Below are 14,443 nucleotides of genomic sequence, written 5' to 3' on the forward strand. Positions count from 1 at the left end.
TGCTTCGAAAAGTCAGCTATTCAGGTAGGCACAAAAAAGGAGACCGCCGATTCGATTCGGCAGTCTCCTTTTTCGCATATTCGGTTTTTCGTTTTCGCGCCGCTTATTCTTCGGGCCAGCCGTCCGAAAAACGACCGTCAGACCGGTCTTCGAAATGCCCGTACCGCTGCCAGCGAAGCTCCATCTCCCGCAAAATCTCCGGCGCCTGTGCGCCGAATCCCTGCATCGGAATATTGACCGGCATCGAGACGAGGCCCCGGTTGGCTTTCATCAATCCCCGCATAAAGCCGCTTCGGCGCGACAGAAAGTCTTGCGCGTTATGCAGATCGATTCCGATATACGGCTGATTCATCAGCACGTACGGTTCGATTTTGCTGATCTCGGTCCAAGCCACGAATCCTGCATTGGCCGCAGCCACCCGATCGTGCAGCCCTTTCTCGTCCAGCGTCAGGATCGGCGAGAAGCGAAAAGCGCGACGTATGCTGAATCCCATTCCCGTCACGCCCATCAGCAGCGCCAAGATGCCCATGATTCCGCCGTAGATCGAATGGTCCGGCCCCGGACTGAAGCCGAGAACCATCAGATAGATGCCGACGACGATAAACAGCAGGCCGTACAAGGCGATTTGCAAGGCTTTGCCCCGTTTCTGGTAAAAATGAAGCGTGCGCCTTCCCTGCATCATCGTATCGTGGTCCATGCCTGGTTCTCCTTTCTAATCATTCGGCCGATTTCAGCAGCCCTTTTTGCGTCAAATACTCCCGGGCCACGTCCCCTGCCGAGCGTCCTTCCGCGTTTACTTCATAGTTCATTTTCCGCATCTCGTCGTCGGTAATCTGCCCGCTCAGCACATTCAGCGTATCCGCCAGTTCCGGGTGCTCATCCAGCGTTTCCTGAAGCATCAGCGGCGCTCCCTGATACGGAGGGAACAGACCTTTGTCGTCTTCCAGTACGGTCAGTTCGTACTGCGCCAATTCGCTGTCCGTCGAGTAGGCGTCGAGCAGATCGATATCGCCGCTTTCGATCGCTTGATAACGCAGCTTCGGCTCCATCGTGGATACCGTATGGAATTGGATGCCGTAGAGCTCCTGTATGCCCAGATAGCCGTCTTCGCGATCCGAGAACTCCAGCGTGAAGCCCGCTTCGAGATTGTTTTCCAACGCCTTTAGATCAGAAATTTTCGTGACCTGATACTGGTCGGCGAGCCGCTTGGTCATAGCCAGCGTGTACGTATTGTTGTAGGCCATCGGTTCCAGATAAGCCATGTTGAATTCGCTTTTCAGACCGTCGCGCGCTTGAGCGTACACTTCGGCAGCATCGGTGCCGACGGCGGTCGTTTTGAGGAATTCGCTGATGGCCGTACCCGTGAACTCGGGATAAATGTCGATATCGCCGTTTTGCAAAGCCGCGAACACGAACGGAGTCTTGCCGAGACCCGGCTTCAACTCGACGGTCAAATCCGTGTCCTGCTCGATCAGTTCTTTGTACATGTTGATCAAAATTTCCGGCTCCGGTCCCAGTTTGGCTCCGAGCACCAGATCCGCTTTGGCGGCTTGACCGAAAAGCGGGATGATCAGGAAAGCCGCGATGATGACCGCAAATCCGCCGAGCGCCGCAAGCGAACGCTTGAGCGACAGCTTTTCCAGAAACCGCAGCGCGAAATCGAAAATGATCGCGAGAAGCGCCGCGGGGATCGCACCGATGAGAATCAAATTCGTATCGTTGCGGTCGATTCCGAGCAGGATCAGTTCGCCCAGACCGCCGCCGCCGATCAACGCGGCCAGCGTGGCCGTTCCGATAATCAGCACGGTCGCGGTACGAATCCCGGCCATGATGACCGGCATCGCCAACGGCAATTCGACCTTGAACAAGCGTTTGCGTCGATTCATGCCCATCGCGTCGGCGGCTTCAATTAATGAAGGATCTACGCCGCGCACGCCCGTATACGTATTTCGAAGAATCGGTAGCAGCGCATAGATCACGAGCGCCACGACCGCCGGTACGCGCCCGATGCCGAGCAGCGGAATCATCAGGCCGAGCAGCGCCAGGGACGGAATCGTCTGAAGCACCGCGGTTACGCCGATGATGCCTTCCGCGGCGCGCGGCGTTCTTGCCAGCAGCAGACCCAGCGGCACGGCAATCAAAGCAGCGATCAGCAAAGAAATGAACGACAAAACAATATGCTCGCCCAGCGTGCTCCATAATTGATCCTGCCGCTGCGAAAGAACGTCGAAGAAGGTATTCATCAGGCTTCGCCTCCTTCTTCAATCTCCCGAGCGATGCGTTTAAGCGTGCGTTCCCGATCCAGCAGGCCGATCACCTCGTCGCCCCGTCTCACCAACAAGCGTTTCTCGGCCGCAAAATGCCATAACAGTTCGCCCAGCGCGGTATCCGCGCCGATCGTCACCGCGCCTTCGTTGGCAATCCGGCTATCCGGTTCCAACGGCTCCGCCAATTCTTCCGCCGTCAGATGCGAAGTCATTTCGGAATGTTTTCCCGATCCGACCGCATCGCCCAAAAACTCCCGAACGAAATCGTTTGCCGGATGCTGCACGATCTCGTCCGGCGAACCGATTTGCACGATTTTCCCGCCGTTCATCAGACAGACGCGATCGCCGAGTTTGATCGCTTCGCGCATGTCGTGCGTCACGAAGACGATCGTTTTTCGAATCGAACGCTGAAGCTCCAACAGGTCGTTTTGCAGCCTTTCCCGCGTCACCGGATCCAGCGCGCTGAACGGCTCGTCCATCAGCAAAATATCCGGGTCTGCCGCCAGCGCCCGAACGACGCCTACGCGCTGCTGTTGTCCGCCGGAGAGCTCGGAAGGAAGCTTGTCGCGATAGACGTCCGGATCCAGTCCAACCATGCCCAACAGGCGATTGACCGATTTTTCGATCTCCTCGCGAGGTTTCTTCATCAGTTCGGGAACCAGCGCCACATTTTCACCCACCGTCATATGCGGGAATAACGCAATCTGCTGAAGCACGTAACCGATATTCCAACGCAGCTCGCTCAACTTGTAATCGTCGACGGGACGACCTTCGATTCGGATCTGTCCGCTACTCGCTTCGATCAGGCGGTTGATCATTTTGAGCACTGTCGTTTTGCCGCAGCCGCTGGGACCGATAAGAACGAAAAATTCTCCTTTTTCGATCTCCAACGATAATGAGTTAACGGCAGCACGGCCGTCGCCATACTTTTTGGTCACATTTTCAAAAAGGATCATATGTAGTCTCCCAGCTCGCTTGTCGTGGAATTGGTCTGTCATTCTTCTCTATCAATACCCGATTGCGGCGGCTTGGTACCACCGGGAGAGAAAAACAAACTTTTGCTACGTTCTAAAAATTACTGTTGTGGGGGGAAGCGAGAAAACTGCGAGAAAAATTCGTTCAAGACGCTGTCTCACTCGGAAAATGGATTCGATTTAACTAAGGAATTTTCCGAGTTCAAAGGCGTCTTTCACTGAATTTTTCTCTCCGTTTTCTCGCTTCCAGGTATGTTTGGTTTTTGGATAGAGAAAAAGCCCCGGAATTTGTTTTCCGGGGCTGCGTAATTTATTTTTATACGTTTAAGGGAGCAAATCTACTGCGTCTTGCGGGACGAAGAATTGTTGGCCGTTGTGGATGACGTTGCCGTTCAATTGAACGGCTTGGCCGTTCCATTCGGCTACGCTTTTGAATACGGACAGGCGCAGCGTGTTGTTGCCTTTGGTAACAACAAGTACAGGGTTGGACGCATCGCTATCGTCTGTTGCGACTTGAGCGCCTTTGGCTTTGAACGCGGCTTCGGCCGGGACGAATAATTGCTTCGTTACGGCTTCAAGATCGACGCCGAGCGCGGAAGCCATTTCGCGAGCAATGTCCGTATTTTCCAGTACGCCGCTAAGCTTCTGGCCGTTCGGGGCATAGGAATACAAGACGACGTCTCCGCCCGTATGGCCGCCGGACGTCCAGCCGATATGCGCGCGTTCGCTGATCATCGGACCGATCACGCCGTTCAATCTTCCTGTGTCCGCGCGGCGGATGGCTTCGACTTCCTTGTTCGTCAGGTCGGAGATTCCGTAGTATTCGGCCATGACCTGCTTGATGTTATTATTCGTGCGCGGCGTCGCAAGCTTCGCTTCCACGCCCTCGCCCGTCAGTTTGGCTTTGAGCAGCGGGGCGATGAACGTCTCCAGCGGCTCCGTGTCGTACGTGCCCGTCGTCGCGCGGTCGCCGATCGAGATGCCGCCGTTGGCGTGGTCCGTCACCGCGATCACCATCGTATTGCCGTCTGCTTTCGCAAATTCAAGCGCCTCGCCTACTGCATTGTCGAATGCGTTCACGTCGCTAATGATGCCGATCGGATCGTTCGCGTGTGCCGCCCAGTCGACTTTGCTGCCTTCGACCATCAGGAAGAAGCCGTCTTCGTTGCGATCCAGCACGTCAATCGCTTTTGAAGTCATCTCCGCCAAACTCGGCTGTTCGTCCGGATTGCGGTCCATCTCGTAGCTCATGGCGCTATCCGCAAACATTCCCCACAGCTTATCCGAGTTGGATGCGTTCAGTTCCTCCGGATTTTTGACCAGGTCATAACCCAGGTCTTCGATAACGGCTTGCAGATCCTCGCCGTCCTCGCGTTCCTCGGCCGTAAAGTATTTCGCTCCGCCGCCCAGAACTACGTCGATGCCAGCGTACACTTGTTGTTCGCTCAGCGCGTCGTAATTGCCGCGATCCGGATAATGGGCGCTGAAGGCTGCCGGAGTCGCATGCATGATTTCGGAGGTGGCAATAATGCCCGTCGATTTGCCTGCCAGACGCGCAGCTTCAAGCACGTTCGCGACCGGCTTCTTCTCGTCGCCGGACGCGATGGCTTCAAGACCCGGCATCGTGTTCTTGTCCGGCAATACGCCCACGTAGCCCGTATGCGACTTATGTCCCGTCGCGAATGCCGTGCCAGCCGGAGCCGAGTCCGCAATAGCCGCGTCGGCGGAGTATGTACGCACGAGTCCGCTCGCCATCTCGTCCATGGCCAAGGCTTCGCCGCCGTTATACCAGCGCGCCAACGTCGTTCCGTCCATGCCCATTCCGTCCGGAATCAGAATGATGACGTTCTGAGCTTCGATGTCCGGCTGTTCGGCGGCAATCGCCGATTGTGCGCCGGTTCCGAGCAGCATGGCTGCCGATAAAGCCCCCGCCATCCAAGCCGCTGCCTTGTTCTTTCCGCGTGCAGATTCAAGCTTTCGCAAATCGCTCCACTCCTCTTATATGATTTCCAAACCTCTCCCAGTTTAGGAAGAGAGCGTTTGCGCAGTATTAAGAACAGTTACGATTTGTGTAAAAAAACCCCCCCTTGCTAACTACTATGACTTACTTTTGCTTAATGATTCACTTCAGCTTGGAAATCATCTTTGTACGATTTGTCGGCATTGTAGAAGACAATATCGCCGTCCTGGACAGAAAATGTGTTTTTCCAGGAATCTTGCACGCTGTGCTTGAACCCTTCCAGTGTCCATTGGTTCATGAGCGGAGCGTTGATGTACTGCAAATGCGGCGCGTTCAGATTGCCGTTGCGAATGCTCTCGATATTGAAATTCAAGATGATATAGCCGTCCCGCAGGAAGATCGGATCGCGTTTGGTCAGCCCTCCGTGTGTGCGTCCATATTCGGCCAGGTTGGTTCCTTTGACGACGACATACGGATCGCCGGGCAGCGTATAATGTCCATACCACTTCTGCATCGCTGCATTGGCACGCGCAAAATCGACCGAACCGGGAAGGTTGGCCTTGGGTCCGATTAACGTGCGGGTTTGCTCCGGCAGCAACAGGAGGTCAAAACCGCCAATCGGCGTTTTTTCTTTGGTAAAGCGGCGGATGTAGTCGGCGATAAACATGTCGCGACTGACGCCGTTCATTTCCGAAAACGTATAATAGTTGTCGTACTTATATCTGGCGGTATCGGTCAATTCCTCCTCGGGTACGTTGCGCAGACGGTCGTTTAGAATGATGTAGCGCTCTTCCGTGTCTTCCGGCGAGCCGACCTTGATGAACGTTCGGTGGTCGTCGTTGTAGTACAGATCAACAGGCGTTTGGGTCTTGCCGTCTTTGCTGACGAACGTGAAGCTTGGGGTGATGCGGATGCCGTCGGTTTTGCCGAACATATTGCCTTTGGTTTTCAGATCGAACTTGATGTGGTAGCCGGTTTTGACCGTGATGTTTTTCATGCCTTCAAGCGGATTGCTGCCGGGCAGAATCGGGAGGGTGAACGGCGGATTGTTGCCGCGCGCGGCTCCGTCAATGCCTTGCAGTCCGGTCCAGTAAGTGTTGCCCGTGTGGACGGCGCTGCCTTCTTGGGTGCGGAAGACCATTTCCCAGTTGTAATCGGCGATATCGGTGATGTGGAAATCGTACAGCCGGCCAATGACTTCAACGTCAACCGTGTCACTTGCTACGTGATTGATCAGATCGAAGTTCGCATCTTGCTGCGTGGGTTGAATCCCCGGCGCATTCTCGGCGGTATTCCGGAACGTGACCGTATAGTCGCCTTCATCAACCCAAACGGGAAGGAAAAATTCCGTGACGATCTGCCCAACCGGGATGTTGATCCAGGTCCCTTTCGGATAGAAAATCGATCGATCGGATGAATACGTATCAAACGGGAAGTAGACTTCTTTACTTCGGAAATACTTCGCGTAATCGCGATTGCCGTACCCCGGATAGTTTTGATGCTGCCCGCTGGTTGGCATCGTGATTGTAAACGGCCGATCTAAGATGAACGCTTGACGACTGTAGTTCGGCGTCGTTTTTTGGTTGTGCGCGGCATCATCGGATGTGGACGAATAGTTGACGACCGGCGTGTGCACCGTAACCGGGTTGATGCCCGGGATTGGATACGTGTCGCCGTCTTCGACGTCGTAATTGTCGCTTAGCCCGGCATACGTGACGGTACCCATGCTCGGAGCCGCCATTCGGTTAGTCTTCGTTCGTGGAATCATATGATTCGGACTATAGAGTACGTCTCGGCTGATCATGGTCCCGTTTGGTATTTTGCTCGGGACTGGCGTTTGGACTTCGGCTTCTTGGTCACTCATAATCGTTTGACCGTTGAAGATGACTTTGTCGTTTTTGCCTGTAATTTGACCGACGACTTTCTCCAAGTATCCTTGTGCAATATCGATATCGTTGGTTGGCGACGGTCTTGATGTTCCACCATTAACGACAATCGGGGGATGTGGTGCGACAAAAGGTGCCGGTGTTTCGGGTTCGGTATACGAGCCATCTTTTTGAAGGACTAACGTTGGCGGTGTATACCCTTCGGGGTAGATCGTAATGCTTTCGCCCTCAAACGCATAGTTTTTGAGTTCGGCGCTATCGATTTGATAGATCCCTAGCTTTTCCACGGTCCAGTAGGAGAATAATCGTTCCGTTCGTACGGGATACGGAACCTCATCCGGTTCTTCTTGAGGGTCAGGGAGTTTAGCTGGAATCGGTGGTGTTGCCGGATTGTCTTTACCGGGGTCCCACTTGAGCGTGTATTGAAGCGTCACGGGTACCTCATAGATGCAAGTAACCTTGTGTTCCAAGAATTTGTACTGATTGAGATAATTTTTCGTTAGGACATTTCCGTATAGGCTTTCCGATGTCGGGATGCCTTGCAGGACGTCAAAGATTTCACGATCGCGCTGATCGGCTTTGATCATTGCGCTTGGCGTAGGTTGCATGTCTTCGCCTTCGATGGTGCGCCCTTCGCGTACGTTGCAGAATCCGATCGGGCCTTGAGTGTCACCTTTTTCGGTGTAGACCCAGTAGTGATCGGGGTATTGGTACGTAAAGGATTTCATGGCGAATTCATACGCCGCGTAGTAGAACGTCATGGCTTGAGCTTGTTTGGTCGTGTATGGAACCATAGGCCCGTTATCTTGACGAAGGTTATACTTAGCGCCATCGGGACCATGTTCTTGTGTAAATTTGATCGTAGCATAATCTAAGTTTCGAACAGCCGCATCTGGGTTTCCGTTTGGTTCTACGCCCAGTGTGAAACTTACAATTTTAGTTGAGTCATCATTTCTTCCTGTTATACCAAGATCGCCAGTTCTGACGTCAACTTGTTTGTTAACTACTACATTTGGATTATTTGTTTCTGGGTTTTCAGCTTTAATTGTTTCTTTGCTGTCATCGATAAAAGGTGTTGTAATTTGAAGTTTTTCCTCTCCGAATGATGCATAGTAGTTTGATGTTCTTGGGTATTTAACGGTTAGCTCAACTTTTTTATAGGGATATGTTTTGTAGTTAAATTCGTAAGGTGTCCCATTATTTACGGTTCTAATTCTTTCTGTTTCAGCACCTGGCATGTTTCCTAACTCTTGCCAATTATCATTTGCTCCGGCAGTCCATTCGGTCGATGTAATTCCTCGCGACCATGCGAACCACGATCCGGCTGAACCGTTTTCTTTGGATATTACAGGTATAGCTTTTCCTGTAAAGGTTTCTGTTCCTGTGTAACGTTGTGCGTTGACGTTAATTGTTTTAATTTCTTCGGTTCCGCGATAAAAAACAATCTTTTGAATTTTGTTGTTGGTACCTGCATTTTCGTTGATGGCTACTGTTGTTGCTGTTTTCTTTTTACCGAAACTCCAAGCGGTTCGTTGGGGTAGTGGTTTGACTCCGGATTCTGATGTGTAGTTTAGTTGTTTTTTCTGAACTGCCGCTTCAATGTTTCCCTGATTCGGAAAAAAAACACTCAGCACGCTGCCCGCTAGGAGTAGTGTGCTGAGTCCGACAATGGTTAAGCGTTGCCGGGTTTTATTCATTAGCGTGTACCACGCAGGCGAATAATGTCTTGATTGAAGAACAGTGATCCACTTGCAGGTGGTTGCAGTTTGATTGAGATGTCACTTTTTTGAACCCACCCCGTTTTCGGGATAATTACGCCTGGAATATCAAACCAGTTGTTTCGGTAAATCATAGCTGTTTGATTAAATTTCCCCGCAGAAAAGGCATCATCATTTGGTGAATCGAAACCTGATACTTCAAACTGCACGCGATTCCGTTCCGTGTATCTCTTCTTGTCTTTGTTGAAGACTTGACCGCCATCGAAATACAGCACGTAGCTGTTCAGGTTGTCCTTAACCATCAGATTCCCCATCGACAGTCGGTTATTCGACCATTTCAACGTATTCACATTCCCCAGCAGCGCGCGGTTCGGATCGTTCGGATCGGCCAGGTCGATCGCGATCAGGGCGTCAAGCTTGCCTTGATACAACCCGTCTTTCGACGTGATCGTCATGTTCTTTTCATTCCACATTTCCTCGATCGACGACTCGCCTTTATTCTTCCAATCCGAATCCGGTGTGACGAACATTTCCGGCATCACCGTGAAGATGTTCGTGCCGTGCCAGAGGATTTCGGCGGCGCCGGTTGCGTACAGGTCGGAATCAAGTTCGCTGCCCGTGTTGACGCTCAGGATGCGCTCGATGATCACGACCGATTGGGCACGCGTCGTGAGGCCTTGCGGAGCCAGTTGTCCTTTACCGACGCCTTGGATCAGTCCGGACTTGGTGGCGAGGTACATCCATTTGTCGTTCTCCGATGTTTTCTCGCCGATCGCACGTGCCGCGACGCGGGCCATTTCTTCGCGCGTCATCGTTTTGTTCCAACCCGAATCGTTGTTTGCGAAGTCGCTGCCGGCATACAGCCCGGCTTTCGTTGCGGCGTTGACGTATTGCGTGTACCATTTGCCGCTTGCCGGCGTGGTTTCCAGCTTCATTGCCGCGACAACCATCTTCACGAACTCGGCGCGGCTGACCGATGTGTCCGGCTTGAACGTCCCGTTGGTGTAGCCGTCGACGTAGCCCTTTGCTACGGCCTTCTGTACGGCGCTGTACGCCCAGTGACTCGACTTCACATCCGAAAAAGACGTACCTGCGGCTTGGACGCCAGAGGAGGCTCCGCTCCCCCAAAAGGCCCCCGCCAGAATTGCCGATGCTGCTGTAGCTTTCATCCATGTACTCCAAATCTTTTTCACTTCAAGTCCCCTTTCCATTCTTTGGTTTTAAATGTTCAGCATCCAGGCCTCCTCAATATGAACACACCCTTCTATTGTCGCTTGGTTGTAACTATTGGGAAAGTCCCATTTTTTTGTTTTCAAAGAACAATTTTATCTGTCGATCTCTTCGGAAACACGCAAAAAAGCGGACGTGTCCCTTCCTTAAAGGAAAGAATGCGTCCGCGTGCTTCGCGAGTATAAACGATACCTCTTTAAACTAATTGTTTTATAGATAGAAAGCAAGCTTTTTGAATTTATTTTCTGGAATTTTGTCTAACCCTTTCTATTTGCAATTTTTAAAAGTGGAAATTTGCTTGACCACTGCTGCAGCAACCTGTACACAAAGTTGAAACAATCTCGCCGGAAACGCATAATAGAAGAAGGCTCGTCGCTTCAATCGAAGAGCCTGCTCATTGAATTTTCAGGATCGATATAGATGGAGGGTCACATGAATCAATCCAAGCTCATTGCCGTGATCGGCGGAACCGGCAGCGTGGGTCGTTATGTCGTCAGCTGCGCGCTGCAACAGGGCTATCGGGTGCGCATGCTCGCGCGCAGCGTAAGAAGCATGCAATTGCCGCCGGAAATGGCAGCCCGGCTTTCTGTCATTCAAGGCGACGCGACGCGCTTCGATTCGCTGCGCGATCTGCTGAACGGCTGCTCCGCGGTGATCAACACCTTCGGACGTCCCCCGCAAGAAGAACCTCTATACAGCAGCGTCACGCGACGGGTACTCGAAGAAATGGAACGAGCCGGAGTTCGGCGCTACATCGGGGTTACCGGGTTGTCCCTGAAGCTTCAGGGCGACCATAAGTCGATCGGCGGACGCGTAGTCTCGCGCATGCTGCGTTCCCTGCATCCTCAGTTTGCCCAGGATCGCTTGGCCGAACTGGCCGTCCTTCAGAGCAGCTCCGTGGAATGGACACTCGTCCGACTGCCGGTCGTCAAGGAAGGTCAGGGCGGCTGCGCGATCAAAGCCAACGCGGATCGAATGACGGGAAACCGGATCTATAACGGAGACGTCGCCCGTTTCCTCGTCAACCAGATCGACGAAGCGGAGTATGTGCGCCGCTGCCCGTTTATCGGAAACTAAACATTTTAGTGCATCGGCTCGTACCCATAAACAAATAGACTTAGGCGCGTGCGCAAGCCGATCTTTTCCGATGCCGCTCCGGACGGAAGCATGTAGATCCGTTCGAAGCGGCGAGTTTGCGTCCGCGCCGATAAAAGGGGAGGAATCGGAGTCATGGACTTTGTGGCAATCGACTTCGAAACGGCCAACTCCAAACGGGCAAGCGTCTGTGCGGTAGGCCTGGTCGAGGTGCGCGGCGGACGCATCGTCGACGAATATTACACGCTCGTCAATCCGCACGATGATTTTGATTATTTTTGTATTGCGGTGCATGGCATTACGCCCGATCAGGTCGAGGATGCGCCTTCATTTGCTGAGATTTGGCCTGAAATGCGAAGCCGGATCGAAGGCCGCGTGCTGGTCGCGCACAACGCTTCGTTCGATATGAGCGTATTGCGCCGCAGCGCCGAAGAATACGGTCTGGAACTGCCTCATATCCAATACATGTGCTCCTTCCTGATGGCGCGCAAGATCTGGCCGACGATGCCGAATCATAAATTGAATACCGTAGCGAGCCAACTGGGTCTCAGCGCATTCAAGCATCACGACGCGATCGAGGATGCGCGAACGTCGGCCAAGATCATGCTGCGTTGTTCAACGGAAGGCGAAGCTTCGGATTGCGATGCCCTCGCGGCGCGTTACGGCTATCGCATTGGACAGATTACGCAAAATGGCGAGCATGTGACGTTCTCGGCTTCGGCTCCGAAAAGCAATCGGGGACGCGCCGGACAAGGCAGCTCTGCTGCTGCGAACGGTTCCTCAACGTCCAAAAAAAAGCCGCTTCCCGCATCCAATCGCGATGCTGACCCAACCAACCCGCTCTATGGAAAACGGATCGTATTCAGCGGCCGGATGAGCAGCATCAAGCGCGAAGAAGCGCTGCGACGTACCGCCAATCTGGGCGCATTCTGCACGGATTCGGTCGAATGGAAAACGGATTACCTGGTCGTGGGGCGCAACGATTATACAAAATACAGAGCGGGCAGCTACTCCAGCAGCAAGACGCAGTCGGCCGAAAAGCTGGCAGCCGGCGGCAGCACCATTCAAATCCTGTGCGAAGACGACTTCACGCCTCTGCTCGAAGAATTGGAATTCGACGCCATACGGGTTGCGAAGGAGCGCCGCGATGGATAATCGTAAACTTCAGATGCGTTTGCAGCAAAAAATGTTTTTCGACGTCGTGTTCGTAGCGCTGGCGATTGCCGCGATTTTCTACTTCGAGTTGTACACGCCGCTCGGGATTTTGCTGCCGCTGCTGCTTGCGGCGCTTCGCACGTATACATTCGCGATGAATATCAGGCGGTTTCGCCGGATTTCGGCGGAGATCCGAAAAGAACAGCCCAAGAGTCGGTTATATCAGCAGGAAGAAGACGATGAGCCGTAGTCGTGCGTGGCGCTGCGGGTTGAATTCGTTTCGGCCGCGTGTTGACTTGGGGAAGCCTGATTAGAATGGATATAAGGAAGCAAATAGAAAAAAAGAACCAGATCCTTTCTCGAAAGGGCCTGGTTCTTCGTTGGTTGTGAATTATTTGTTTTCAAACACATCAGCACGTTGGGCTCGATGGACATACGGTTGGCATCCTTTTACAGCTTCAAGAAATCAGGCTTCGCCGATCGATACCGGAACGCCGTCTTCCGTCGCATCCGGATCGCCGTAGATGAAGTGTTCGACGCTAATAATGTTCTCTTCGAGCGTCCCTTGCGAATTGTCGAAGTACAGAACCGAACGGCCCGGTAGCTCCCATTGGACTTCGGTGCGCTGCATGCGCTGCACGAATTCGTCCCAGTTCGCCAGTTTCCATTCGTCGGCTTTATGTCCGCGGTCTTCAATGCGTTTTTTGTACTGAGCCATGTCTTCCAGATAGACGTAAACGACTTTGACTTCAACGTCGTTCACGGTCGCGCCGATCTTGGCCAGTTCTTCATGAATCCAGTTCGGGTTGCGAATCTCGCTGGTGAACGGGCCGACCGCGAATACGTCGGAACCCAGTTCCAGGTTCTCCAAAGCCGAGTCCATCGTCAGACGATAACCCAAATCGCGGCACAGCAGCTTGTATGCGGCCGAATCTCGGTCATGCGGATCATGTCCCATCAGCTCCATGATCTTCTCGCTCGCCGGACGGGAAGCGGTGTCCATGTCCAGAAAGACCGGATGTTCCTTGATCGTAATGCCTTTGGCGATCGTCGTTTTGCCGCTTCCGGCTCCCCCTACGAAAAATACCAGTTTGCGCATAGCGTCTTTCATCCCCTTCACTTGCCTGCTTCACGGCTGATTTTTGTCATAAAGAAGCGCGTTTCATATTGAAATACGCGCTGCGAATTGATGTGTATTGGATAATTTTCATTTTAACATACTCATTTCGAAATGTTTAATGTTCGTCGAGAAAATGTTTATTCTTTTACCTATTGTATCGCGGATTCACCTTGCACTTGATTAGAGCCGATCGGATTTTTTAAAGTTTGAAAAAAGCTTTCGCCGTCTCTGTCGTCTGTTCCATGACTAATTCTGCGCTTCTGCCCGTGCATTCCGCGACAGCACGCGCAATATGCGGCAGATAAATGGGCTCGTTCCGTCCGTCTTTCGGCTTTGGCACCAGATCGCGAGGCGTCAAAAACGGCGCGTCCGTCTCGATCATGAGCCGATCCGGCGGGATCAGGCGCACCAGCTCGCGCAGATGTTTGCCGCGGCGTTCGTCGCAGATCCAGCCCGTGATCCCGATATGCAGACCCATATCCAGATAAGCGCGCAGTTCCGCTTCCGTGCCGGTAAAACAATGCACCACGGCCGGAAGTTCGGCAGGCTTCATCCGGCGGATGATCCGCGCGAAGTCCTCGTGGGCGTCCCGTTCATGCAGGAACAGCGGCATCTCCAGCTCCTCTGCCAACTCGACCTGCTTCGCGAACCATTCCAGCTGCGTGTCTCGCGGCGAGAAGTCGCGATTGTAATCCAGTCCGCATTCGCCGATCGCCACCACTTCATCTCCTGCTGCCAGGTCGCGGAGACTTTGCAGCGTGCGTTCGCCGCAGCTTTTCGCGTCATGCGGATGCACGCCTGCGGTTGCATAAAGCTGACCGGGATAACGTCGGGCATAATCGGCGGCCGCTTCGCTGCTCCGCACGCTCGTCCCGGTGATAATCATGGGAGATACCCCCGCTTCAATCGCGGCTTGCACCACTTGCTCGCGGTCGTAACCGAACGAGCGGTGCATCAGATTGATGCCGATATCGATTGTCTGTCGCAAAGATGACATATCCAACACTCCTTTTGCTGTTCATTGATCTGTACCTGAAT

General features: G+C 53.1%; 11 protein-coding genes. 3 read left to right on the plus strand and 8 right to left on the minus strand.

Going from position 1 to position 14,443, the window contains the following annotated elements:
• Window positions 1-103: 103 nt before the first annotated feature.
• The 6 genes from SACSAC_RS04690 to SACSAC_RS26785 all read right to left on the minus strand — a co-directional run bounded on the left by SACSAC_RS04690 (window position 104) and on the right by SACSAC_RS26785 (window position 9,974).
• Window positions 104-697 carry an STM3941 family protein gene (locus tag SACSAC_RS04690; RefSeq protein WP_037283950.1) on the minus strand — a complete coding sequence of 198 codons (594 nt, stop codon included), beginning with the start codon at window positions 695-697 and terminating at the stop codon, window positions 104-106.
• Between the two features lie 19 nt (window positions 698-716).
• Window positions 717-2,243: an ABC transporter permease/substrate-binding protein gene (locus SACSAC_RS04695; protein ID WP_037283953.1), complete on the minus strand. Its 1,527-nt coding sequence runs from the start codon at window positions 2,241-2,243 to the stop codon at window positions 717-719.
• Window positions 2,243-3,223, minus strand: a complete 981-nt coding sequence (locus SACSAC_RS04700) for an ABC transporter ATP-binding protein (RefSeq protein WP_037283955.1) — start codon at window positions 3,221-3,223, stop codon at window positions 2,243-2,245. The genes SACSAC_RS04695 and SACSAC_RS04700 overlap by 1 nt, the downstream gene beginning before the upstream one ends.
• 342 nt (window positions 3,224-3,565) lie before the next feature.
• Window positions 3,566-5,176, minus strand: a complete 1,611-nt coding sequence (locus tag SACSAC_RS04705; protein ID WP_037292030.1) for an alkaline phosphatase — start codon at window positions 5,174-5,176, stop codon at window positions 3,566-3,568.
• 179 nt (window positions 5,177-5,355) lie between these two features.
• Window positions 5,356-8,784: a DUF5704 domain-containing protein gene (locus tag SACSAC_RS04710; protein WP_084777907.1), complete on the minus strand. Its 3,429-nt coding sequence runs from the start codon at window positions 8,782-8,784 to the stop codon at window positions 5,356-5,358.
• Complete coding sequence (locus tag SACSAC_RS26785) at window positions 8,784-9,974, minus strand: S-layer homology domain-containing protein (RefSeq protein ID WP_156950948.1); 1,191 nt, start codon at window positions 9,972-9,974, stop codon at window positions 8,784-8,786. Before SACSAC_RS26785 ends, SACSAC_RS04710 begins: the two co-directional genes overlap by 1 nt.
• A 493-nt stretch (window positions 9,975-10,467) precedes the next feature.
• Between SACSAC_RS26785 and SACSAC_RS04720 the strand changes: the two genes are divergently transcribed.
• From SACSAC_RS04720 to SACSAC_RS04730, 3 genes are all read left to right on the plus strand, one after another.
• A complete protein-coding gene (locus tag SACSAC_RS04720) occupies window positions 10,468-11,112 on the plus strand; it encodes an NAD(P)-dependent oxidoreductase (RefSeq protein WP_037283958.1) in 645 nt (214 codons plus the stop codon).
• Window positions 11,113-11,265: 153 nt separating this feature from the next.
• A complete protein-coding gene (locus tag SACSAC_RS26790; protein WP_051506868.1) occupies window positions 11,266-12,285 on the plus strand; it encodes an exonuclease domain-containing protein in 1,020 nt (339 codons plus the stop codon).
• On the plus strand, window positions 12,278-12,535 hold the full coding sequence (locus SACSAC_RS04730) for a hypothetical protein (RefSeq protein WP_037283961.1): 258 nt from the start codon (window positions 12,278-12,280) through the stop codon (window positions 12,533-12,535). Before SACSAC_RS26790 ends, SACSAC_RS04730 begins: the two co-directional genes overlap by 8 nt.
• 216 nt (window positions 12,536-12,751) lie before the next feature.
• Here the strand turns inward: SACSAC_RS04730 and SACSAC_RS04735 are convergent, their stop codons facing one another.
• Together SACSAC_RS04735 and SACSAC_RS04740 are read right to left on the minus strand one after the other, a co-directional pair.
• Window positions 12,752-13,384, minus strand: coding sequence for a P-loop nucleotide/nucleoside kinase family protein (locus SACSAC_RS04735; RefSeq protein ID WP_037283964.1), 633 nt, complete (start codon window positions 13,382-13,384; stop codon window positions 12,752-12,754).
• 220 nt (window positions 13,385-13,604) lie between these two features.
• Window positions 13,605-14,402, minus strand: coding sequence for a TatD family hydrolase (locus SACSAC_RS04740; protein WP_037283967.1), 798 nt, complete (start codon window positions 14,400-14,402; stop codon window positions 13,605-13,607).
• Between the last annotated feature and the right edge of the window lie 41 nt (window positions 14,403-14,443).

It is taken from the genome of Saccharibacillus sacchari DSM 19268 (assembly GCF_000585395.1).
Lineage (GTDB): Bacteria > Bacillota > Bacilli > Paenibacillales > Paenibacillaceae > Saccharibacillus > Saccharibacillus sacchari.